At 60.7% G+C, this 22,204-nt stretch carries 18 protein-coding genes; 7 read left to right on the forward strand and 11 right to left on the reverse strand.

Translation table 11 applies throughout. From position 1 onward, the window contains the following. Window positions 1-480, forward strand: a complete 480-nt coding sequence (locus tag ACP26L_RS26700; RefSeq protein WP_426447933.1) for a CBO0543 family protein — start codon at window positions 1-3, stop codon at window positions 478-480. Window positions 481-557: 77 nt separating this feature from the next. Here ACP26L_RS26700 and ACP26L_RS26705 read toward each other — a convergent pair whose 3' ends face one another. After that, entirely contained in the window at window positions 558-1,517 is a 960-nt protein-coding gene (locus ACP26L_RS26705; RefSeq protein WP_426447934.1) for an acetylxylan esterase, read from the reverse strand. A 244-nt stretch (window positions 1,518-1,761) separates the two neighbouring features. On the opposite strand from ACP26L_RS26705, the gene ACP26L_RS26710 reads away from it, so the two are divergent. The 3 genes from ACP26L_RS26710 to ACP26L_RS26720 all read left to right on the forward strand — a co-directional run bounded on the left by ACP26L_RS26710 (window position 1,762) and on the right by ACP26L_RS26720 (window position 8,347). Continuing rightward, window positions 1,762-3,750 carry a methyl-accepting chemotaxis protein gene (locus ACP26L_RS26710; protein WP_426447935.1) on the forward strand — a complete coding sequence of 663 codons (1,989 nt, stop codon included), beginning with the start codon at window positions 1,762-1,764 and terminating at the stop codon, window positions 3,748-3,750. Window positions 3,751-4,397: 647 nt separating this feature from the next. Beyond that, window positions 4,398-6,146, forward strand: coding sequence for an ABC transporter ATP-binding protein (locus ACP26L_RS26715; RefSeq protein ID WP_426447937.1), 1,749 nt, complete (start codon window positions 4,398-4,400; stop codon window positions 6,144-6,146). 80 nt (window positions 6,147-6,226) lie between these two features. Further along, window positions 6,227-8,347: an ABC transporter ATP-binding protein gene (locus tag ACP26L_RS26720; protein ID WP_426447939.1), complete on the forward strand. Its 2,121-nt coding sequence runs from the start codon at window positions 6,227-6,229 to the stop codon at window positions 8,345-8,347. Window positions 8,348-8,651: 304 nt separating this feature from the next. Here the strand turns inward: ACP26L_RS26720 and ACP26L_RS26725 are convergent, their stop codons facing one another. The 4 genes from ACP26L_RS26725 to ACP26L_RS26740 all read right to left on the reverse strand — a co-directional run bounded on the left by ACP26L_RS26725 (window position 8,652) and on the right by ACP26L_RS26740 (window position 12,444). Next, the gene (locus ACP26L_RS26725) at window positions 8,652-9,401 is read right to left on the reverse strand and encodes an amino acid ABC transporter ATP-binding protein (protein ID WP_426455099.1); all 750 of its coding nucleotides are present in this window, start codon (window positions 9,399-9,401) and stop codon (window positions 8,652-8,654) included. Window positions 9,402-9,428: 27 nt separating this feature from the next. Next, window positions 9,429-10,106, reverse strand: a complete 678-nt coding sequence (locus ACP26L_RS26730) for an amino acid ABC transporter permease (protein WP_426447941.1) — start codon at window positions 10,104-10,106, stop codon at window positions 9,429-9,431. 12 nt (window positions 10,107-10,118) lie between these two features. After that, entirely contained in the window at window positions 10,119-10,967 is an 849-nt protein-coding gene (locus ACP26L_RS26735) for an amino acid ABC transporter substrate-binding protein (protein WP_426447943.1), read from the reverse strand. Between the two features lie 199 nt (window positions 10,968-11,166). After that, complete coding sequence (locus ACP26L_RS26740) at window positions 11,167-12,444, reverse strand: MFS transporter (RefSeq protein ID WP_426447944.1); 1,278 nt, start codon at window positions 12,442-12,444, stop codon at window positions 11,167-11,169. Between the two features lie 350 nt (window positions 12,445-12,794). Here ACP26L_RS26740 and ACP26L_RS26745 point away from each other — a divergent pair, with 350 nt between their 5' ends. Further along, window positions 12,795-13,145, forward strand: coding sequence for a DUF3243 domain-containing protein (locus ACP26L_RS26745; RefSeq protein WP_426447946.1), 351 nt, complete (start codon window positions 12,795-12,797; stop codon window positions 13,143-13,145). A 177-nt stretch (window positions 13,146-13,322) separates the two neighbouring features. Here ACP26L_RS26745 and ACP26L_RS26750 read toward each other — a convergent pair whose 3' ends face one another. Further along, the gene (locus ACP26L_RS26750) at window positions 13,323-13,820 is read right to left on the reverse strand and encodes a metal-dependent hydrolase (RefSeq protein WP_426447948.1); all 498 of its coding nucleotides are present in this window, start codon (window positions 13,818-13,820) and stop codon (window positions 13,323-13,325) included. Window positions 13,821-14,012: 192 nt separating this feature from the next. Between ACP26L_RS26750 and ACP26L_RS26755 the strand changes: the two genes are divergently transcribed. Next, window positions 14,013-15,230: a hypothetical protein gene (locus ACP26L_RS26755; RefSeq protein ID WP_426447950.1), complete on the forward strand. Its 1,218-nt coding sequence runs from the start codon at window positions 14,013-14,015 to the stop codon at window positions 15,228-15,230. A 228-nt stretch (window positions 15,231-15,458) separates the two neighbouring features. Here ACP26L_RS26755 and ACP26L_RS26760 read toward each other — a convergent pair whose 3' ends face one another. Then, window positions 15,459-15,833: a hypothetical protein gene (locus ACP26L_RS26760; RefSeq protein WP_426447952.1), complete on the reverse strand. Its 375-nt coding sequence runs from the start codon at window positions 15,831-15,833 to the stop codon at window positions 15,459-15,461. A 580-nt stretch (window positions 15,834-16,413) separates the two neighbouring features. Beyond that, window positions 16,414-16,995, reverse strand: a complete 582-nt coding sequence (locus ACP26L_RS26765) for a pyridoxamine 5'-phosphate oxidase family protein (RefSeq protein ID WP_426447953.1) — start codon at window positions 16,993-16,995, stop codon at window positions 16,414-16,416. Window positions 16,996-17,190: 195 nt separating this feature from the next. On the opposite strand from ACP26L_RS26765, the gene ACP26L_RS26770 reads away from it, so the two are divergent. After that, a complete protein-coding gene (locus ACP26L_RS26770; RefSeq protein WP_426447955.1) occupies window positions 17,191-18,018 on the forward strand; it encodes a glycerophosphodiester phosphodiesterase in 828 nt (275 codons plus the stop codon). A gap of 126 nt (window positions 18,019-18,144) precedes the next feature. Here ACP26L_RS26770 and ACP26L_RS26775 read toward each other — a convergent pair whose 3' ends face one another. From ACP26L_RS26775 to ACP26L_RS26785, 3 genes are all read right to left on the reverse strand, one after another. Beyond that, window positions 18,145-19,794: a methyl-accepting chemotaxis protein gene (locus ACP26L_RS26775; RefSeq protein ID WP_426447957.1), complete on the reverse strand. Its 1,650-nt coding sequence runs from the start codon at window positions 19,792-19,794 to the stop codon at window positions 18,145-18,147. Window positions 19,795-19,812: 18 nt separating this feature from the next. Beyond that, the gene (locus ACP26L_RS26780) at window positions 19,813-20,802 is read right to left on the reverse strand and encodes a BMP family lipoprotein (RefSeq protein ID WP_426447959.1); all 990 of its coding nucleotides are present in this window, start codon (window positions 20,800-20,802) and stop codon (window positions 19,813-19,815) included. Between the two features lie 185 nt (window positions 20,803-20,987). Further along, on the reverse strand, window positions 20,988-22,181 hold the full coding sequence (locus ACP26L_RS26785) for a sensor histidine kinase (protein ID WP_426455101.1): 1,194 nt from the start codon (window positions 22,179-22,181) through the stop codon (window positions 20,988-20,990). Window positions 22,182-22,204 lie beyond the last annotated feature (23 nt).

Below are 22,204 nucleotides of genomic sequence, written 5' to 3' on the forward strand. Positions count from 1 at the left end.
ATGTTTCTCATCGAACGCGTCATTCTCGTTACAGCGAACTTGGGAGCGCTGACCTCTTTATTCTTCCTTCCCCGCAGCAAAGCGCTTCAGCATCATCTCGTCTTCCTTGTCGTCGGCCTTCCGACCTGGATCATCGGTCTGCTTGTCGTGGAATGGGATCTGCTAGCCTACCCGGTCCGGGAGTTCGCTTCGATCAACCGTACGAGCTTCTGCTTTGAATATTTTCTGCTGCCTGTCGCCTGCATCCATTATAATGCCTGGTACCCGGAGACTCGCCCGCGGTGGGTCAAGGCCCTGTATCTGCTGTTCTTCTGCACGGCATTGACGGTGCCGGAAGCGTTCGTGGAACGGTACACGCAGCTGATCCGCTACCAGCACTGGGACTGGTACGTCACTTTCATTACGGAAGGACTCCTATTTCTATTCTCCCGCGCGATGCTGCGGTGGTTCTTCCGGCCTTCCTCACACCGGATGACATAAACAGCCTCAAGCATGAAAAAAAGACCCTTCCTCAACCGGAAAAGGGTCTTCTTCATACCGCAGGCCTGGCCTGCAGCCTACAGCTCTTTCAAGAATTGATAGATCTTGTCGTTCATCCCCGGCAGGCCTTCGTGTCCGAAATCAGGGAAAATCTCCAGCTGAAGCGGCGCCGTCATCTTGTTGAAGGCGGCAAACTGGGTGGATGGGGGACAGATCGGATCCATGAGCCCGACGCCCGCCAGCGTATCGGCTTGGATCCGGGGGGCCAGATGCTGGATGTCGATATAGCCGAGCTTCGTGAAGATCTCTTCCTCCCGCCGGTGCTGCGGGTCAAAATGCCGGAAGTAAGTCCGCAGCTCGGCATAGGCGTCCTTAGCGAGATCCATCTCCCAGACGCGGCGGTAGTCGCTCAGGAACGGATATACCGGAGCCGCCTTCTTGATGCGGGGCTCGAGTGCGGCGCAGGCCATCGTCAGCGCTCCGCCCTGAGACCATCCCGTGGCGCCCACCCGCTCCGCATCCACCTCGGGGAAGCCCATCACGATCGATGCGAGCTGGGCCGTATCTAGGAAAATGTGGCGGAAAAGCAGATTCTGCGGCTCATCGTCGAGCCCCCGGATGAAATGCCCGTTGTGGGTCGTCCCCTTGACGCCGCCGGTGTCCTCGGAGAGTCCTCCCTGACCGCGGACGTCAAGCGAAGCGTAAGAGAATCCGAGGGCCGCATACGACAATTTGTCGTGCCAATCGCCGCTGCTGCCCGTGTAGCCGTGGAAATGCAGCACGGCCGGATGAGGCGTATTCACGCCTGTCGGCCTTATGTATTTGGCATGGATGCGGGCTCCCCTCACCCCGGTGAAGTACAGATCGAAGCACTCGGCGAACGGGGCCGTGAAGCTGGAAGGCACCAGCTCCACCTGCGGGTCGACGCTTCTCATCTCCTCCAGGGCTGCGTTCCAATAAGCATCGAAATCGTCGGGGCGCGGATTGCGGCCCGGATACGTGCGGAGCTTGTCAAGCGGCATATCAAGCAGCGGCATGTGATCTTCGTCCTCCTATCACGGTGTTGGCGCAAAATGGCAAAGGCATCCTCTTCACTCTACCTCGCACAGCATCCGCCCGCAATAGGCAAATGGGCCGATGATAACGCGCTTCCCCCAATCATCCAGCAAATCACTCTTTACTCCCGTCCCTCCTAAGCCGACATAAGGGATATCTATTCATATTCATCATCATCATCCCATTCCAGGCAAAACTCGGACCGATTAGGAGGAGTACCGCATCATGAGGAAACTTGTAGGCAAATCCATCCGGGCGAAGATCATCGCCCTGCTCCTGTCGGTTTCCATGATCCCGCTGTTGATCGCAAGCAGCCTGCTTATGACGACCTCCACAGGAGCCATGGAAACTGCAACCAAAGTAAACCAATCCGCTCTGGCGCAGCTCAGCGCTGTCAATATCGACACTTGGCTCAAGAGCAAGATCATCCGGGCCCAGCGGGTCATCGATGCCCACCCCGAATTTAAGCAGGGCAATCCGGACCTGATTGTTCCCGTGCTCAAAATCATGTCCGAGGCTGACCCCGACGTGAAGGCCTTCAACTTCGTCAACACGGAAGGCGCCTCCTACCGCATTGACGGCAGTGTGGTGGATGTGAGCAGCTTCGACAACTTCAAGGCGGCCAAAAGCACGCTGAAGACGGCCGTATCCGATATCCGCAAATCGGCGGCTACCGGTGAGAATGTCATCATTATTGACATTCCTTTCAAAAAGGACAGCGGCGAATTCGCCGGCCTGCTGCAGATGCTCCTCAGCCCTGCGGATCTCATCAGTATGATCAGCAGCATTCAGGATGGCGGCAGCTACGGTTATCTTCTGTCATCTACCGGCACGTATCTGATCCATAAGGAAGTCGAGCGGGTAGGCAAGCCGGTCGGCGAGCTGCTCGGGAATGCAGCCGCCGGCTTCGAGAACAGCGTACTGAAGAGCGAAGACGGCGTTCTCGACTATACCGAGGCGGACGGTGCCTCCTATGCAGCCGCGTATGAGACGGTAGCTTCGACGGGCTGGAAGATGGTCATCATCGCGCCGGAGAAAGAAGTCTATGCGGCGGTCAATCGGACCCGCATCACGACCCTCGTGATCATTGCGGCCTCGCTGATCGTCGTCGTAGGAATCGCAATGATCGTCGCCCGTGTCATCTCCTCCCCGCTGCTGCATATCAGCTCCTTGATGAAGGAAGTGGCTCAGGGACGCCTTGCGGGCAGACTTGAGGTCCGGGGCGAGGACGAGATCCAGACGCTCAAAGCCAACATCAACCAGATGCTCGATTCCTTCTGTGCGCTGATCCGCAAGATTACGGAATCCTCCGAAACCGTTGCGGCCTCCTCCCAGGAGCTCACCGCCACTTCGCTGCAGACGGCTGCAGCCACCGAGCAGGTGAACCGTTCCGTCTCGTTCATCGCCTCGAGCTCGGAAGCGCAGTACGAAAGCGCAAGCCAGACGAGCATGACCATGACCGAGATGGCGGTGGGAATCACACGGATTGCCGAGTCGGCCTCCGTTGTATCGGAGGCGACGACGGAAGTCGTGTCCGACGTCACCAGCGGCCATGCCGAGGTGCAGGCGGCCATCCGCCAGATGACGGCGGTAGGCGGCACGGTACGGCAGACGGCCAGTGCCGTGCAGTCGCTCGAAGAGCAGTCCCATACGATCGGCGAGATCATCGACGTCATCCGCGGCATCGCCCAGCAGACGAACCTGCTCGCCCTGAATGCCTCGATCGAGGCGGCACGGGCCGGCGAGCACGGCAAAGGCTTCGCCGTCGTGGCCACCGAGGTCAAGAAGCTGGCCGAGCAGACCCGCACGGAAGCCGAGCGCATCACGGTCATCGTCTCCTCCATCCTCGACAACACGCGCACAGTAGCCGGCTCCGTGAATGAAGGCGTCGAGATGATGAGCGAAGGCGTCGGCCAGGTGTCCAAGGTCGGCGAGATCTTCGAGCACGTGCTTGCTTCGGTGCGGTCCGTAAGCAACCAGATCCAGGAAGTATCCGCTGCTTCGGAGGAGCTCTCCGCCGGTACGGAGGAAGTCGCCGCCTCGATGTCCGAGATGCTCCATGTCACCAAGGAAGCCGCCGAGCAGCTCGCCCAGGTGTCCCGGGCCGCTGCCGAGCAGAAGCAGTCCATGGACGAGGTGTCGAACTCCTCCCAGTCGCTGAGCGAGATGGCGATGGAGCTGCGCGACATGGTCAGCCGGTTCACAACCAAATAATCCTTACAGGGCGTCTGCGGTAGACCGGCAGGCGCCCTTTTTGGCGTCCCCCTCATTCCGGCTTGAAGCCTCCCGGACACCGGGAGGCCGGTCCGGGAGCTCCGGCACTCCGCGCACTCCCGGCCCTCCCTGCACTGCCTGCGTGAGACTCAGGCAAGCATGACTATAACGATTCTTTCCCGTTGACATTTTCGGAAGCGGGATGGTACAGTGGCTCTTGTAGATATTACCAAATTACAGGAAAGGACGGCTGCACTATGATGACTCCAGGGAATGATCGGCCCCACCGCTTTGTCATCTTCCATCGCCATCACTGCGGCGTAACCGTCCCGCTTCCTTCCTGTGCCCTCCTGCCTTAACAAGGCATGAGACCGACAAGAATGCGGCGCACCGGTTACGACCCCGTAACCCGTGCGCCTTTTTTGCGCGTTCCCCCGACCTCCCATACCTTATGGGAAGGCACGGCTGGGGAACCCGCTGCAAAGGCGTATCGCAGGAGTGACCGGCGGTAGGCCTTTTTGGTGTGGCACAGCCCTTCCTTCCCCGGTCACTTCTGCTTGACGCTAGAATGGGGTACGAAGGATTCAGGACATACAATTTGGAATTGGGTTCTTCGGAAATGCGGTACAAAGAAAGGAGCTTCTCTCATGCTTACCGTGCTTTACAAGCTGCGCTGGTTCTTCAGGCAGCACTGGCGCCGGTATACGGCCGCCATCCTGCTTCTGGCAGTGGCCGGCGTCATTGACGTCATCCCGCCCAAGCTCATCGGCTATTCCATCGACGGCTTCCACCAGGGAACGCTCGGCGGCACGCATTTATACGGCATCCTGGCCCTATGGGCCGGTATTACCGTGATCGGCTACGGCATCAACTACGTCTGGATGTGCCAGCTGTTCGGCGGGGCCTTCGTGCTGGAGCGCACCCTGCGCACCTCCCTCATGAAACATCTGCTCCGCATGACACCTTCGTTCTACGAGCGCAACCGCACCGGAGACCTTATGGCCCGGGCGACGAACGACCTCCGCGCCGTGTCGACCACCGCCGGCTTCGGCATTCTCACGCTGATCGACTCCAGCATCTTCATGCTGACGATCCTCATTACAATGGCCGGCTTCATCTCCTGGAAGCTGACGCTGGCCTCCCTGCTGCCGCTGCCGGTTATGGCCCTGCTCATCCAGCAGTTCGGCGGGCGCATCCACAAGCGATTCACCGAAGCGCAGGAAGCCTTCGGTCAGATGAACGACAGCGTCCTTGAGACGATCGGCGGGGTTCGGGTCATCCGCGCCTTCGTGCAGGAGAAAGCGAGCCGGGAGCAGTTTGGCGAGATGACCCGGCATGTCTTCGACAAGAATGCCGAGGTCGCCCGCATTGATGCCCTTTTTGAACCGACGGTCAAAATTCTGGTCGGTCTCTCCTACCTGATCGGCCTCTGCTACGGGGCCTACCTTGTGTTCCACAGCGAGCTGACGCTCGGCGAACTCGTGTCCTTCAACGTCTTCCTCGGCATGCTGATCTGGCCGATGTTCGCGATCGGCGAGCTTATCAACATCATGCAGCGGGGCAGCGCGTCGCTCGACCGGGTGAACGAGACGCTCGCCTATGAGCCGGATGTCCCCGGACCGGCAGTCCCCGCGGCGGTGGCACGGCCTGAAACCATCGCCATGGAAGGCCTGACGTTCCGCTACCCCTCGTCGCCCATCGATAATCTCGTCGAGATCTCCTTCGAGCTGCAGCGGGGACAGACGCTTGGCATCGTCGGGCGGACCGGCAGCGGCAAGACGACGCTGCTGAAGCAGCTGCTCCGGGAATATCCCTCCGGCAGCGGATCGCTTACGATCTCCGGCACGCCGATTGAGGAGATCGATCTCGATGTGCTTCACGGCTGGATCGGCTACGTGCCGCAGCAGCCGATCCTGTTCTCCCGCACGATCCGCGAGAATATTCTCTTCGGACGCCCCGTGGCGGGTGACGCCGAGCTGGACCGGGCGCTCGAGCTCGCCTCCTTCCAGAAGGACGTCGCGTTCCTGCCCGAAGGGCTGCAGACGCTCGTCGGCGAGAAGGGCGTGGCCCTCTCGGGCGGCCAGAAGCAGCGCGTGTCGATTGCCCGGGCGCTGATCGCAGACCCGGAGATCCTGATGCTCGACGACGCCCTCTCGGCCGTCGATGCGAAGACCGAGGCCGAGATCATCGCCGGCATCCGCCGGGAGCGCGCCGGACGAACGACGCTGATCACGACCCACCGGCTCTCCGCCGTGCAGCATGCCGACCTGATCCTCGTCCTCGACGAAGGACGGGTGGCTGAGGCGGGCACGCATGAGCAGCTGTTGGCGCTCGGCGGGTGGTACAAGGAGCAGCATGACAGGCAGCAGCTGGAGTCGGCCGCCGCAGGCGCATAGGCGCTCAAGAGCACTGCTCTGGCTGCTTCAGCCATGCGACACATGACCTTATTTTAATGAGATAAGAGGGTGAACCCCAGATGAATACCGATTCACGCCGCACAGGCGCCCGGCTCTTCCGTTACGCGATGCTGTTCCGCCGGCCGATCCTGATCGCGCTGGCCCTGCTGACCCTGGCCGCCTGTGCCGAGCTCGCAGGGCCGCTGATTGCCAAGCGCATGATCGACCGCCACATTCTGGGCATCGAGATGGCGTGGTACGAGGCGCCCGGGCCGGGCGAATCCACCGCTGCTTACAGCGGCAAGTACTACAAGCGGAGCGACCACTGGCTGCCCGGCGAGATGCCGGGAACCGAGGTGCGCATCGTCCAGAGCGGCATCGCTTACTACTTCGCGGAAGGTCCTTTCGCCTCGGATGGCATACGAAGTGTCGAACCCTCGGCCCCCGGAGCGGCCCGGCTTACGGTGACCTCACCATCCGGCGAACGCAGCACGTATCCCGCACGCCCATTGTCTCCCGTGGAGCTCTATGCGTTCTATGCGCCGGAGTTTCAGCCGCTTCTGTTGCTCGCGGCCGGCTATTTCGGTCTGCTTGTGCTGAGCGCCCTGTTCACCTACGGTCAGCGCTACCTGCTGCAGATCTCCGCGAACCGGGTCATCGGCCGGATGCGCGAGGACGTCTTCGCCCAGGTGCAGCGGCTGCCGATCCAATACTTCGACAATCTGCCGGCCGGCAAGGTCGTCTCCCGCATCACCAATGACACCGAATCGATCCGGGAGCTGTACGTGGCGGTGCTCGCGAACTTTTTCTCCGGCATCATCTATATGACCGCCATCGTGGGCGCGCTGTTCCTGCTCGACACCCGGCTCGCACTGATCGCCCTGCCGCTGTTCCCCCTGCTCTACCTGTGGATCAAGGTCTACCGCCGCTTCGCCGAGCGGTACAATGAGGAGATCCGCTCCCGGCTCAGCGACATCAACGGCATGATCAACGAGGCGATCGGCGGCATGCCGATTATCCGTGCGTTCCGCCGCGGGAAGATGACCATGGACGAGTTCGAGTCGCTGAACGGCGAGCACTATACCTACCAGAACAAGCTCCTCAGCCTGAACTCCATCACTTCACACAACCTGGTCAACGTGATCCGCAACGTGATCTTCCTCGGGGTCATCTGGATGTTCGGGGGCGGCCTGCTCGGCACCGCCGTCACGGTCGGCGTCCTGTATGCCTTCGTCGATTACATGAACCGCATGTTCCAGCCGATTGTCGGTATTGTGAACCAGCTCAGCAACCTGGAGACGGCCCTTGTCTCGGCGAACCGGGTGTTCGAGCTGCTCGATCAGGAGGGAACGGATGTCGCGGAAGGCCGGCTGGACCGGTACCGCGGTAATGTCCGCTTCGATGGGGTATCGTTCGCTTACAAGGAGAACGACTACGTGCTGAAGGACATTGCGTTCGAAGCACGGCAGGGTGAGACCGTCGCTCTCGTTGGGCACACGGGCTCCGGCAAGAGCTCGATCCTCAACCTGCTCTTCCGTTTCTACGACCCGCAGCAGGGCCGCATCACCATCGACGGCCGGGACATCCGCGACATCCCGCGCCAGCTGCTCCGGCAGCATATGGGCATAGTGCTTCAAGACCCATACCTCTTCACCGGTACGATCGCCTCGAACATCTCTCTCGGGGACCCGAATATTTCCCGGGAAAAGGTCGAAAAAGCGCTGCGCGATGTCGGTGCCTACGATATGTTCTCCGCGCTGCCCGGCGGGATCGACGAGCCGGTTATCGAGAAGGGCAGCACGCTGTCCGCCGGCCAGCGGCAGCTGATCTCCTTCGCCCGGGCGCTCGCCTTCGACCCCGCCATCCTGATTCTCGATGAGGCGACGGCGAGCATCGATTCCGAAACGGAAGCGGTTATCCAGTCGGCGCTCGAGGTGCTGAAGCGCGGGCGTACGACGTTCATCATCGCCCACCGCCTGTCGACGATCAAGAATGCGGATACGATCCTCGTCCTCGACCGCGGCCAGATCATGGAACGGGGCAATCATGCCGAGCTCATGGCCGGCAAAGGCCGGTACTATGGGATGTACCTGCTGCAGTCCGGCGAGGCGCTGGAGGCTGGTACGGATGTCGCGGCAGCGGAGGAACCGCGAACAGCAGACATGAATGCGGCCCCTGCACTTCCCTCCGCCTTATCGTAATACGATGGGGCGCGGGTGCTTCCGCGGGAGGCAGGCCCGCGAACCACGCGAGCGGCGTACGTCCTGGGAGACGAGCGGCGCAGCCGTCCGGTAATCCTTTGCTTTGGCTGCCAAGGCATTGTCCCCGAAGCACCGGCATTGCCTTCAGCACTTCCCTTCCCCATAGCCCAGACCAAGCCAAAAGGCCGCACCTCCCGGATCGGGACTCTCCCGTTCCTGTAGATGCGGCCTTTTTCGTATACTTCCATAATCTTCTTATGCCCTTGTGTTCATCGGCTTACTCCTTGCTTATCGTCCAAGGCCTTTACGCCTGCGTCTGCAGACGGGAGAGGAACAGCTTCGTCCGTTCGCTGCTCGGCCGGTTGAAGACATCGTCCGGGGAGCCCTCTTCGACAATGCGTCCGTCATCCATCAGGATGACCCGGTCGGCGACTTCGCCGGCGAACTTCATCTCATGGGTGACGATGACCATCGTCCGGCCCTCCAGCGCCAAGGCCTTGATGACCTTGAGCACCTCACCGACGAGCTCCGGATCAAGGGCGGAGGTTGGCTCGTCGAACAGGAGCAGCTCCGGCTCCATGGCCATCGCCCGCGCGATGCCGACCCGCTGCTGCTGCCCGCCGGAGAGCTCATGCGGATAGGCGTCCGCCTTCTCCGCAAGGCCCACCTTGCGCAGCAGCTCCAGCGCCCGGGTGCGTGCTTCCTCCTTCGGCCGCTTCTGCACCGTGACCGGCCCTTCCATCACGTTCTGGAGTACGGTTCTGTGCGGGAACAGATTGTACGCCTGGAAGACCATGCCGGTCTTCTTGCGGAGCTGGAGCACCTGCCCCTGCTTGGGAAGCCGCCCGCCCCCGAAGTCCAGGGCAAGGTCGCCGATGCGAAGCGTGCCGCCGGTCGGGGTCTCGAGCAGGTTCATGCACCGGAGCAGCGTCGTCTTCCCGGAGCCGGACGGCCCGATGATCGCCAGCACTTTCCCCTGCTCCAGGGTCAGGTCAATGCCTCTCAGCACCTGCGCCGGGCCGAACGATTTGGTCAGCGCCTTCATTTCCAGCATGGCATTGCTGCTTGTCATAGTTCACCTCTATCTGGCTGAGGTGCGGTCGTACCGCTTCTCCAGCCGGTTCTGCAGGCTCGATAGCACCGTGCTGAATATCAGATATATCAAGGCCGCTTCGCAGTACAGCAGCAGCGGTTCGTAGTGCAAGGCCGTAATCTGCTGGGCTGTCTGGAACAGCTCCGTCACCGTGACCGTGGCCGCCAGCGACGTATCCTTCACCAGGGAGATGAAGGAGTTGAACAGCGGCGGCACGGACACCCGGACCGACTGCGGCAGAATGATGCGCCGCAGGGCCTGTCCGCGCGTCATGCCGAGCGAGTAGCCCGCTTCCCACTGCCCCTTAGGGATCGACTGGATCGCCGCCCGGATGATCTCGGACGCATAGGCGCCCACGCTGAGCGTAAAGCCGATGACCGCCGCCGGGAACGCTTCAAGCGTGACCCCGGCCGCCGGCAGTCCGTAGAAAATGATAAAGAGCTGCACGAGCAGCGGCGTTCCGCGGATAATCCATACATAGAAGCCCGCCAGCCATGCCAGCGGCTTCACGGAAGAGATCCGCGCAAGCGCGGTCAGGAAGGCAAGGATCAGTCCAAGAGAAAATGAGATCAGCGTCAGCGGAATTGTAAAAGCTACCCCTGCCTTCAGCAGGGGTAGAAAGGAATCAACGAAGATATCCAGCAGTCTCTGGGTATTGTCATCCATAGGGATCAACCTTTACTTGGACACATCCTGCCCAAAATATTTTTCCGAGATCTTCAGGTACGTGCCGTCGCTCTTCATGTCAGCCAGCGCCTTGTTGACCGCAGCAAGCAGCTCCGGGTTGCCCTTGTTGAGCAGCAGGGCGCTTGGCGTCGCTTCCTTCGTCTCGTCTACCATCTTGATCGCCACATCCGGCTTCTGTTTCTTGAGGTCGAGGTAGGACAGGCCGTCGTTGATCGTAGCGTCGATGCGCTTCGAGAGCAGCAGGTCGATCGCCTGATTGAACCCGTCGATCTGTACGATCTCCGCGCCGTTCGCCTTCGCGATCTCCGTCAGGTTGCTCGTCAGCGACTGGCCGGCCTTCTTGCCCTTGAGGTCCGCAAGACTCTTGATATCCTGGTTGTCGGTATGTACGAGGAGCACGGCTTTGGACACGATGTACGGATCGGAGAAGTCGTACTTCACCTTGCGGTCTTCCTTGATCGACACCTGGTTGGCCACAAGATCGAAGCGCTTGGCGTCGAGGCCCGCGAACATGCCGTCCCATTTGGTCTCGATGAACTCGGCCTGTACGCCCAGGCGCTTCGCCACTTCTTCGGCGATCTCGACGTCGAAGCCGGTCAGCTTGCCCTCTTTGTCATGATACGTAAACGGGGCGTACGTGCCTTCCGTACCGACGCGCAGCTTGCCGCTGCTCTTGACCTTCTCAAGCAGGTTGGCTCCGGCCGCAGGTGCCGCGCCCTCCTTCGTGCCTTCCGGTGCCGCCGCTCCGCCGTTTGGCGCCGCATTCTTCGTTCCGCAAGCTGTAATGAGAAGCGTGAGTACTGCGAACAGCAGTACGATGGATGTCCATCTTCTGGTCATGATTTGAACCCTCCACATCTGGTTTCTCTGTAGTTTGCCAATTTCAGCCGAACCTCATGCTCAAAACAGGCTATTGGTCAGTTTACCACTGGTCGAATTTGCTCGTCAAACCATTTCGGGCCTTTCCCACCGCAATAGTGCGAATGATACCGCTCCCCCTGCATCTGCAGCAGCGGGCTTGGGCATTTCTACCAGCGCCTTAGGGGAAATGGTCGACGCCTTTCCCGCGGACCGTTCCCGACGGGGAAGGCTGCAGAGCGGTGCGGCTGCGCCACGCTTGCAGACCGGCCATGGCCGCTCCTGCAGCGAACAGCACCGCTCCGGTTACGGCGAACACCCAGGAGCTGCCGAGCCAGACCCCCAGCGCGCCTCCCGCAAGCGGCCCGAGCAGGCCGCCGAGCTGGTTGGCGCTCGACGTCAGCCCGAACGAGCGGCCCCGGGCGGCCGCATTCGTATGACGCATGATCATCGTGTTCACGGTAGGCACGATCCCTGCGATGAAGAGCCCGTAGGCGAACTGCACCGCCGAGAAGATGCCGACGCTCGGCACGATCGATTGAAGCGCCAGCAGGACGCCCGCGCCGGCCAGACACAGGGGCAGAATCCGCCGGCCTCCCCAGGCCGCCCCGCGCCTTCCCCACCACGGCGAGGCAAGGATGCCGGCGGCGCCGGCCAGCGCCAGCACGATCCCCGAAGTCAGCGCCGCATCCTTGAGCTGCCCCTGCAGCTCGGCCAGGTGGAGCGAGAGGACCGGCTGGATCGTATTCACGGCGAGCTGGTACAGGAACAGCAGCCCGAGCAGTCCTAACAGAACGGGCGTCCGCAGCCATTCTCCCAGCGTCGAAGCGCCGCCCGTCTCCCCCTCCTCCTCGGCCGGAGCGGCGGCCTCGCCGGCAGCAGCCGGCGGAGCCTCCCGGACGAACAGGATGACGGAGAGGGCCGACAGCAGCACGATGGCTGCGGCTGCCGCGAAGGACTCGCGCATACCGAACGCAGAGGACAGGACACCGCCGAGCAGCGGTCCGAGAATCCCTCCGGACATCGCGGCCGCCTGCATGTATCCCAGCGCTTCGCCGAGCTTCTCCTTGGGTGCCGTCGAGGCGACAAGAGCCATGGAAGCCGGGATGAACCCGGCGACGAAGCCGTGCAGCAGCCGCACGCCGAGCAGCTCCCACGGGCTGCGCACGATCGTAAACAGTAAATAGACTGCGACCAGCGACAGCCCCGCCCGAATGATCATTTTCCGCTTGCCGTACCGGTCTGAGAGAATCCCCCAGAAGGGGCCCATCACCACGCCGACGAGAAAGGAGGCCGAGAGCACCAGGCCTGCCCACAAGTGCACTGCCGTGCCCGTTACGCCAAGCTCGTAAAGAAACAGCGGCAGAAACGGGACACACATCGTATAACTGGCGGAGCATAGAAGCACGCACGCCCATAGAATCCACATGTTACGCTGCCAGCCGGCCACGTGATCCACTCCCTTGTTCTCATATGCTCCTAAGGCTTAAGATAAATGCCCGCCGTCCGGACCGGACGGTTCGGGTAAGGCAGGTTCAGGCCGCCGGCGATTCCTGCTTCACCGCACGCCAAAAAGGAGACCTCTCTCCTTTTACGGAAAGAGTGCCTCCAGCGGTCTGGTCAACATCCTTCTTATCCCACTTTATCGCCCTGTTTACACTTCATTCCATAGTAGCCCCGTGTCCTCCCTGTGTCAAGAGGGGCCGCTTCCTTATTGATTCATGCCCGGACAACCCGGTTAAGTAGGTCATGTGCAGCCGGGGAGTTCCTCCGGTGTGCAGAACCCTTACCCAGAGGAGGCGTTACAAGATGTCGTTACAGCAGAATCATGTCGTAGACAAGAGCGGTAACCTGTCCCCGGACCGGGTAGAGAATGCGCTGAACACCATGGATCCGTCCCGCAAGGACGAAATTCTCCAGAACTTTCAATCTTTCAAAAGCTATCTTGCCAAACGCATTGAACTGGCTGAGAACATCGGTCTGAATGAAGAGCAGATGGCTGTGCTTGCCGAGAAGGTGGCCGGCTACCTCGCTTCCCATGAAGAACCGCGCAACAGCGAAGAAAAACTCCTGCAGGAGCTGTGGAAGGTGGCGGACAAAGACCGGCAGCACTCCCTGGCCCACCTGCTTGTGCGCCTGGCCCAGTCTTCCTCCAAGTAAGACCGGCCTTGGGAGCGCCCGCAGGGATCGCACTGCACCCGCAGGACCTGCGCACCTCTCGCACAGCAATCAACACGAAGAACGCTGCACGCCCCGCTTAGTCGCTTAGGGGTATGCAGCGTTCTTCGTGTTCACCATTCCTTCTTCGTACGTCGATAGATTGCTCCAAGACACTTGTTACATATGAAGATAATAGCGGACAGGCAGCACAAGGGACAGAATGCTGAGCAGGTAGCGGATCGCGGTCTCCATCTCGGAGCCCGTATCCACGGCCAAGAACTTCGGCAGAAGCCGGAACTTGATCGGAATCGGCCACAGGAGCTCCACGCCCTGCTCGTTCAACAGGTCGATCAGCGGATGGGAGGCATACGCCAGCATGAAGCACCAGAACAGCGGCTCCGGCATCGTAAGCGACAAAGCGAACATCGCTGCCATGAAGAGAAGCGAGTGGGTCATCGTCCGGTGCTTCACCTTGAGCAGGCGCAGTGCGGCGGATAACGGGAAGAGCACCTTGGCCATCGTTGAGCCTTTCTTGTCCACATCCGCAAGCGGGCCTGCCAGACAGCCGATCATCAGGCCGGCCGCCGACTCCCAGGAGAACACTGGCATATGATAGTACATCAGTACGCATTCGGCGGCTACCAGTCCGGCCGCACTATGGGTTTTTTGCAGCATGCGATTCGATTCTCCCCCAGGTCATTGGGCCGCAGCCCTGTCTTTCTATGCAGCACCATCCATTATACCAAACATATGATCCCATATCCACACCTATTCTGTGAGGGCTGATGGGATGAAGCTGGCCCGGTTTATCCCCCATTCTGGAAATGTGTTACAATAAAAGCATCCCTCTAGCCAAGGAGGCTGGCCATGTTACCCTTTCTCGTTATTCTGGTTCCCCTTCTGCTTTTTGCCTTTTTTGTGATGGCTGCAGCCAAATCAAACGCCCGGCGGCCCGCGCGGCCCCCACAGCGGCCCGGTTATAGACCTCTGCGCTCCGGAACCGGTGCTCCCAGGCCTCAGCGCCGCCCGTCCCGCCTGTCATATGAAGATGCCGCTCTTCCCGCCGGACTCGGCCTGCAGCCCGATATCCCGCTCGCTCCGGCAGCCGCCCGGCTCGAGCAAGCGCTCGGGAGCTCCTACACGGAGCAGCTGAGACATCGCGTAATGGCCCGCCAGCCGGGAATGACCCGGGCTGAATTCGATTGGACCTTCCTGGAACTGAAGCGCTACTTCCTGATGGCCGCCGTGCTCCGTGACGTGCCGATGTTCAGCGGGAAGGTGGATGCGCTGTGGCATGAGATGCTGATGTTCACCCGCGAATACAACGCATTCGGTGAAGGGTTCATCGGCTCCGTGATTCACCATGCCCCCCACACCGGCGGGGGGCCCGATCCCGGCGGCCGGGCCTGGTTCGACTGGGTCTATGCGAACCTCTTCGTCCACACGCCCTACTCCGACCGGCTCTGGGGGCCCTTCTTCCGCCATCCGCTCACCCCCGCCCTCCTGACGGAGCTCAAAGCATCCGGGGAAGGGACGCTGTCAGAGCGCTTGTTTAACCCTGTCACGGCATCGCGCTATCCCGAGATCCGCGAGGCGGCCGCCCTGCTGGCGGCCAGAGCCCGGGAGCAGGCCTCCCGGCCGGCGGACACGGAAGAGTACCCGGGCGGAAGACCGGCCTATCATTCCTCCGACTACATGCCTTTCCTGGCCGGAGCCCTGATGTTCTACTCGGCCGGGGAGCTGTCCAGCTTCGACGAACGGATGGAAGAGCAGATTGCCGAGGAAGAGGCGCAGCGCAGGCAGCAGGATGCAGCGAATTCCGGCGGCACCGATGGCGGCGGAGCGTGGGATGACTCCGGCGGAGACGGCTATGATGACGGAGGCGGAAACGACGGCGGAGACCAGAACAGCGGCGGGGACGGCGGCGGCACCGATGGCAGCGGAGGCGGTTCCTCCTGCTCCTCTTCTGGCTGTTCATCCGGCAGCGGTTCCTCCTGCTCCTCCTCCAGCTGTTCATCCGGCGGCGGTTCCTCTTCCAGCTGCTCTTCGTCCAGCTGCTCCTCAGGCTGCGGCGGCGGCACCTGACTCCGCAGCGTTCACCCTGCCATACAAGCTTAAGAAAACGCCAAAAAAGCGTCCGTCCCGGCCCAGCCGGACGGACGCTTTTTCTTTATCCTTGCCTGCTTGACCCGAGGGACCGCTTCCTGCGGTCCGAATACGCATAGCCTGCGCCCTTTCTCCGCCTTCCCCGCTGTCACAGGGTCTTGGACGAACGCAGGCCGACGCATCTCCCGCCCCTCCCTGCCTCACGCTTCAGGGACGGACGTTCCTCCGTGCGGTCTTCGCCCCGCCCTCTCTGCGGGTCGAGCAGATCCGGTTGGTCAGACGGATCCGCTCCACTTTCAGCGCCCAGATCTCCCCCTGCAGCTCTTCCGCGGTTTTCCTGGAATCCGTGTCTCTGAGACGGGCATACAGCTCCAGCAGCCGAAGGTTCAAGGCGTCGAACTGACGCCACAGCTGCTCTCTGGCCGCGGACTGCTCCTCCCGCCGGATCGTGGCTTCGCGCGAACGGAGCGCTTCGAGAATGTCAGCCTGCCACGCCTTATCACCGAGGAGCTTGGCATAATTGTACAAATCCAAATAGTCGTTGATCCACGCTTCCGTGAATCCTTTTCTTTCTCCGTTCATCTCCGAGCCTCCCCAAAACACTCATTTTCCTAGTATTATACTAGGATTTGTATGTTTTGCAAGCGAAATAAACGGCCGACCTTCTCTTTAAGGACGGTGCGGTGACGGCTCTGCGCCTCCCTCTCTCCCTTTGACAAAACTAGTGTTTTTTCCACAAAGGATTAACGGGCCGGAAGCCCGAATTGTTAACTCAGTGTAAAATTAGGCGCATCTTTGTGTAAACATCCGCATACCATAGGTTGTTACGTTCACGAAGGAGGCGGTTCCCATGTTTTCCCGCGAAGATATCATCACTCTCCGGCTGGCCTTTCTGTTCTTCGTCATGCCGGTTGTCGCCATCTATGCCATGTTCGCCCTGAACTGACACGGCCGGCGCCGACAGTTGAAGTCCCATCACCCTAAGCGTGACAGCCACTCTTCATCTTAAGCCCTATCGTCCGACCGGGTAGGAGGGGGCGGACAGCCCTCTCGAAACACCGTGCATGCGGTCCGGTTACGGCAGCACTCGCAAGGCTGATGCAGTTCCATTTCAAAAAACAGAAGAGGCGCCGGGCATCCGGCAGCCTCCTTTTTTTTCCCGTCAGGGCACCTTGCGCGCGTCCTTTTCCTGCAGCCTCTCCCCGAGCGGGGTCTGCAGGCCGTCCAGGGTGGTCCTGTTCTTCTCCCGCCAATAGGTCTGCAGGGCATCGGGGCCCTTGGCCTCCCACCACTTCACCAGCGTCTCCCTGTCCTTCTCATAACGGTACAGCGGCACGCCGAAGCCGCAGGAGGTCTGCACCTGATAGACCCTGACCCGGATGATCTGCCTGGCCCCTGGCATCTCCTCGAACAGGGGCGCCAGCTCGCTCCAGTCCTCCGTCCCCGGAAGGATCACCTCTCCCCTGCCGTAGAGACGCAGAATGTTCGGCGGGCCCTCGAAGGCGCAGAACATGACGGTAATTCTCCCGTTTTCCTGCAGATGGGCGCTCGTTTCGTTCCCGCTGCCGGTCAGATCGAGATACGCGACCTCGCCGGGCGACAGAATCCGGAAGGCATCGTAACCCTTGGGCGAGAGATTCACATGCCCCTCCCCGCTGAGCGGCGCCGAGCCGACGAAAAAGATCCTCTGCCTGGTAATGAACTCCATGTGTTCCTCAAGCATGCATTCGAACGTTTTCCCCATATACGTCCTAACCCCTTTCCTCCTGCCCGATATCCGGATTATACCATGGAAACTTGTTAGAAAAGTGTTAGCGGGGTCCTTCAGGATGGTTTTTTTTGCTAAATCTTTTCTAAATCTTGTGTGATATCTTGGGTTCAAGAAGCGGTTCCCGGCTGCCTGCCCACGGATGGCTTCACGGAATGGAGGAGAGTCCACTTGCATAAAACCCTGCTGCTGCTGACCCTGCTGCTCACCGCCCATCTGGCCGCCGTGCCCCCTGCCGGTACGACACTCGCCGAATCCTACAATCAAGTGACCGCCCATCGGGGGAGCTCTTCCTCCGCACCTGAGAATACGCTGGCTTCGATCCGACAGGCGATTGCCGACGGTTCCGGCTATGCCGAAATCGACGTGCAGGAAACTTCCGACGGCACAGTGATGCTCATGCATGACGACAGCCTCCTCCGGACCACGGGAATCGACAAGATGATGTGGAATGTGACGGCCGCGGAGCTGAAGCGCGCAAGTGCCGGTGCCTGGTTCAACAAGCGCTTCGAAGCCGAGCGCGTGCCCACGCTCGAAGAGGCGCTCCAGGCAGCCAAGGGGCGCATCCGCCTGAACATCGAACTGAAGAGCAGCGGTCACGGCCGGCGTCTCGCCGAAGAAACCGTGCGCCTGCTGCAGGCACAGAACGCAGTCCGCGACTGCACCGTAACTTCCTTTGACGTCAAGCTGCTCGCCGCCATCAAGAAGCTCGACCCGAGAATCAAGACCGGTCTGATTGTCGGCGAGAAGCGCTCCGATCTGGAGAGCCTGCTCAGCGGCACAGCTTATGATGTGATCTCCATTGCCTATACGCTCGTTCCGGACTCTCTCGTCAAGGAAGCGGCGAAGCACGGCAAGGAAGTCTACGTCTGGACGGTGAACGATCCGGCCGTCATGGAGCGGATGCTGAACCTCAGCGTCACCTCCATCATTACGAATCATCCCGAGCAGCTCGTCCGGCTGATCCGGGCCAGATCGCTTCCGCAGCAGTCGTCTTAGGACCCGGCCTTATTCCTCTCTTCGTAGAGACAAGGCATCTATCCTAGTATCTATAATCAATAAAAAGAGCTGACAGCCCCCTCTCCGGTGACGTCAGCTCTATTCTTGTTGTGTCTAAGCCCGGATCTATAACCGGAAACGGGTCACCTGCTCCTCCAGCTCGGAAGCGATGTCCTTCAGAGACAGCACCTTCCGCTCCACCGCCGAAACGGTCTGCAGCTGCTCGCTGCTCGAAGCCGCAATCTCTTCGCTGCCCGCCGCCGCTTCTTCCGTCACCGAAGAGATGTTCTCAACGGCCGCGAGGATATGGTCGCTCACCCGCTGCAGCCCCTCCATCCCGCCGCGGATGGATTCCAGCCGGCGAACCTTCTCCTGCACCTTCGTGCCGATGAGCTCAAAAGCTGCCATGGAAGCGTCGGCTGAGGCCTTCTGACGGCCTACGGTCTCTACTCCGGTCTGCATGACCGCCAAGGCCATCTCCATGCTCTCGTTCATCGTAGCGATCCGCCTGAAGATCTGCCGGGTCACGGCATCCGACTGCTCGGCCAGCTTCCGCACCTCGGCTGCGACGACGGCAAAGCCTCGGCCCTGCTCGCCGGCCCGGGAAGCTTCGATCGCCGCATTCAGCGCGAGCAGGTTGGTCTGCCGGGAAATGCCGGAGACCGCCTCCGCCATCGCATTAATCTCTTCCGTATGCCGGCTCAGCCCCTGCAGCGTCCGCTCGATCTCCGCGGTCACCTGCGTATTCTGCTCGGCCAGCCGGTGCTGCTCCAGCATTAGCTCGCGGCCCTGGACCACCGCCTCCCGGGACTCTCCGCTGAAGGCGAAGGTCTCTTGAATCTCCTGTGCGCTGCGCTCCAGCGCCGTCCGCATGCCGTAGATCTGCTCCACGGTCACCTGCAGATCCTCCGAGATGGAAGATGTACCCCGGGCGATCTCGTCGATCGACTGGGACACCTGGCCGCTAATCTCCGTCAAGGCGCGGTTCTCCTCCTCTAACTGCCGGGTATGGCCGCCGATCCGGGAGCTCGCCCCGTTCACCGATTCGAGGATGCTGCGGAGGTTGACCACCATCTCCCGGAACGAGGCATTCAACGCCGCAATCTCATCCTGCGAGGCCAGCGGCCGGATCTCCACGCCCAGATCGCCGGAGGCGATCTGCCGGGCTTTGGCCGAGAGCTCCGTCACCGGGCGGACGATCCGGCGGGTGAGCCAGAAGCTCGCGGCACCGCCCACGGCCAGCAGCACGGCACAGCCGGCCGCCGCGATGAAGACGATGTGTGCGATGCGGTCCAGCATCTCCCTCGTCAGCTCGTCATAATGCTCGGAGCCCTGCTCGCCGAGCAGATGGATGTCGTTCATGATGCCGAGCGTGCGGCTCGACTGCCGTTTGACACCCGCCAGATCGGACTTCGCCAGCGCCGCTTCGGACTCCCGGCCAAGCTGTGTGAACTTCGCCTCGGCCTTCTGGAGGACGGCCCGGTTCTCTTCCGTCAGCGGGAGGGCCTTCAGCCCATCAAAAATCTTCTGGGACTCGGCCAGAAGCTGGCGGCTCTCCTCCTTATTGCCTTCGCTCGGATTGAAGGCGTAATTGCCCAGCGCCTGCTTCACGGAGACCAGGGAAGAATCCAGCTTCTCGGTCTCGAGCAGGATGGGCACATAACCCCCATTGGTGGATTGGATGGAATGCATCGACACGATAATGTATGTAATTAGTGCGATCGCTGGCAGCAGCAGGAACAGGGCGTTCGCGAACAATTGGGATCTCAGTTTCATAGGTATCCTGGTTCCTTTCTATTGGGGGATCGTGAGACTGCCTTCCTTCAGCTGCTTCTTCAGCATCTCCAGCCGGGCGGCCTCCTCTTCGGACAAGCCCAGGAGGCGGACCGGCGCATAATCGACCCCCTGCTCCTTCAGTCCCAGCTGCACCTGTTTGGCGGCGAAGGCACGGTTCATGCTGAATTCCTTGACGGCCTGGTACACGGCCACATCGACATTCTTGAGCATGGACGTCAGCACCGCCTTCTCCGCAACGAAGAATTGGTCTGTATCGACACCGATGCCGTACCGGCCCGCCTGCTCGGCGGCCTTCAGCGCGCCCACGCCGGTGAAGCCTGCCGCAGGAAAGATGATGTCGGCCCGGGCCTTGAACATCTCGCCCGCAAGCTCGGCGCCTTTCTGGTCGTCGCCGAACGTGCCGGCATACGCGGACAGTACCTTCGCATTCGGGGAGACGCTGCGGACCCCGTGCTCGAAGCCACGCTGGAACTTGTGAATGATCGGCACATCGACCCCGCCGATAAACCCGATCACGCCGGTTTTCGACTTCATGCCGGCAATCGCGCCCACAAGGAAGCTGCCTTCGTCTTCCTTGAACGTGATGCTGCTTACGTTAGGCAGGTCGGATACTTCGTCGACCAGCAGATACGGCAGTTCGGGATGCTTCTTCGCCGCCTTCTCGAGATCTTCCTTGGCCGAGAAGCCGAGGCCGATGATCAGCTCGCTGCCCTGTGCAGCCAGCTCCTCGAGAGCCTGCTCCTGAGAAGTCTTGTCGTTACCAGGCTCCCGGTAATCGAAGCGGATGCCGAGCTCGTCGCGGGCCCGGATCAGGCCCTTGATACCCGCATCGCTGAAGGACTCATCCCCAAGCCCAACATTGGACAGGAGAATACCCACGCGGAGGGGCTCCGTATTTTGACTTTCATTGTCTTTCAATGCAGAGCAGCCGGAAACGGCCAGCAGGACGAACGCCAGCAGCGGAGCGAGCAATTTTCGTATGTACATTGTCTATTCTCCTTCGATATGTAAAAGTTTCCTCACCTCAAGGAGATATCGGCAGAAGCATCTGGAATTTTTAGACCGCCGGATGATAAACATGGTACGACAAGCCGAGCATGCAAAAAACAGCATGGAAAGTTCCATGCTGCTCCGGATCCGTATATTCTTCCGTACTGTCCATCGGCCCTGTTCTATTCCCCCTGCGCAGCTCCCCCGCGGGCCTGCATCACCACGCGGAACTTCGTGCCCACACCCGGTCTCGAGGACACCGCAATGTCTCCCCCGTGGCGCTCCAGAATCCCCTTGACCGTCGCCAGCCCGAGTCCGGTACCCTCGAACCCTTTGGCGTTGTCCAGACGCTGGAACGGTGTGAAGATCGCGGGGATGTCCTCCGGATTCATGCCGATCCCGTTGTCCTCTATGACGAACGCCACCTGATGATCCTGATCGGTCCCCTCCCCGTACACCCGTACCCGCGGCGGAGTGTCCGGCCGGTGATATTTGACGGCATTGCCGATGAGGTTCAGCAGCAGCTGATACATCTGGGTCGGATCGGCCTCAACCACCGGGAGAGGATCGAGCTTCTCCACGCACCCTCCCGTCTGCTTCAGGCGGCTGTCCAGATCGGCGAGCACATCCTCATACACCCGGTTCAGGTCCACCTCCGTCAGCTGGCCCGGCTGGGCATTCGCCTGGGAGAAGCTCAAAATATCCGTAATCAGCGAGGTCATCCGTTTGGCCGCGCTGGAGATATGGGCGACATACTGCCGTCCCTTGGGGCTGAGGCCTTCCGCATGCTTGGCCTCCATCAGCTCGCAGAGTCCGGTAATCACATTCAGCGGATTCTTCAGATCGTGAGAGACGACCTGCGCGAATTCCTGCAGGCTGCGGTTGCTGCGTTCGAGCTCGGCCTGGATGAGCTCCAGCTCTTTTCTCTTCATATTCAGCTCGAGGAACACCTTCACCTTGCTCAGCAGAATATCCGTATCGACCGGCTTGAACAGGTAATCAACCGCCCCCGATTCGTACCCCTTGAACACGCTCTTGTCTTCCTTATTGATCGCTGTCACGAAGATGATCGGAATGTTCTTCGTCTCCTCGTTCATGCGCAGGAGTTCGGCGAGCTCAAAGCCGTCCATCTCCGGCATATTCACATCGAGCAGCAGCAGCGCAAAATCGTGGCGCAGCGTGTAAGACAGCGCCTCATTGCCGCTCTCCGCCGTATAGACCTCGCAGCCGAGCGTTCTCAGCGTTTTTTCCATGGCAAACAGATTTTCCCGTCGGTCGTCTACGACCAGTATCTTGGTTTGAGGTTCCCGGTTTCTCTCGGTTCCCATAACCGTGTCTCCCCCTTGGCGAGTCAGCGTGCGGACAGCCGCGTCCATCACGCAGGGCCGCCCCCTCCATA

This window comes from Paenibacillus sp. S-38 (assembly GCF_049942825.1).
Classification (GTDB): Bacteria; Bacillota; Bacilli; order Paenibacillales; family NBRC-103111; genus Paenibacillus_G.

Coding starts and splice junctions, on each gene's coding strand:
- ACP26L_RS26700 (WP_426447933.1), top strand. CDS start 1: ATGTTTCTCATCGAACGCGTCATTCTCGTTACAGCGAACTTGGGAGCG.
- ACP26L_RS26705 (WP_426447934.1), bottom strand. CDS start 1,517: ATGCCGCTGCTTGATATGCCGCTTGACAAGCTCCGCACGTATCCGGGC.
- ACP26L_RS26710 (WP_426447935.1), top strand. CDS start 1,762: ATGAGGAAACTTGTAGGCAAATCCATCCGGGCGAAGATCATCGCCCTG.
- ACP26L_RS26715 (WP_426447937.1), top strand. CDS start 4,398: ATGCTTACCGTGCTTTACAAGCTGCGCTGGTTCTTCAGGCAGCACTGG.
- ACP26L_RS26720 (WP_426447939.1), top strand. CDS start 6,227: ATGAATACCGATTCACGCCGCACAGGCGCCCGGCTCTTCCGTTACGCG.
- ACP26L_RS26725 (WP_426455099.1), bottom strand. CDS start 9,401: ATGCTGGAAATGAAGGCGCTGACCAAATCGTTCGGCCCGGCGCAGGTG.
- ACP26L_RS26730 (WP_426447941.1), bottom strand. CDS start 10,106: ATGGATGACAATACCCAGAGACTGCTGGATATCTTCGTTGATTCCTTT.
- ACP26L_RS26735 (WP_426447943.1), bottom strand. CDS start 10,967: ATGACCAGAAGATGGACATCCATCGTACTGCTGTTCGCAGTACTCACG.
- ACP26L_RS26745 (WP_426447946.1), top strand. CDS start 12,795: ATGTCGTTACAGCAGAATCATGTCGTAGACAAGAGCGGTAACCTGTCC.
- ACP26L_RS26750 (WP_426447948.1), bottom strand. CDS start 13,820: ATGCTGCAAAAAACCCATAGTGCGGCCGGACTGGTAGCCGCCGAATGC.
- ACP26L_RS26755 (WP_426447950.1), top strand. CDS start 14,013: ATGTTACCCTTTCTCGTTATTCTGGTTCCCCTTCTGCTTTTTGCCTTT.
- ACP26L_RS26760 (WP_426447952.1), bottom strand. CDS start 15,833: ATGAACGGAGAAAGAAAAGGATTCACGGAAGCGTGGATCAACGACTAT.
- ACP26L_RS26765 (WP_426447953.1), bottom strand. CDS start 16,995: ATGGGGAAAACGTTCGAATGCATGCTTGAGGAACACATGGAGTTCATT.
- ACP26L_RS26775 (WP_426447957.1), bottom strand. CDS start 19,794: ATGAAACTGAGATCCCAATTGTTCGCGAACGCCCTGTTCCTGCTGCTG.
- ACP26L_RS26780 (WP_426447959.1), bottom strand. CDS start 20,802: ATGTACATACGAAAATTGCTCGCTCCGCTGCTGGCGTTCGTCCTGCTG.
- ACP26L_RS26785 (WP_426455101.1), bottom strand. CDS start 22,181: ATGGACGCGGCTGTCCGCACGCTGACTCGCCAAGGGGGAGACACGGTT.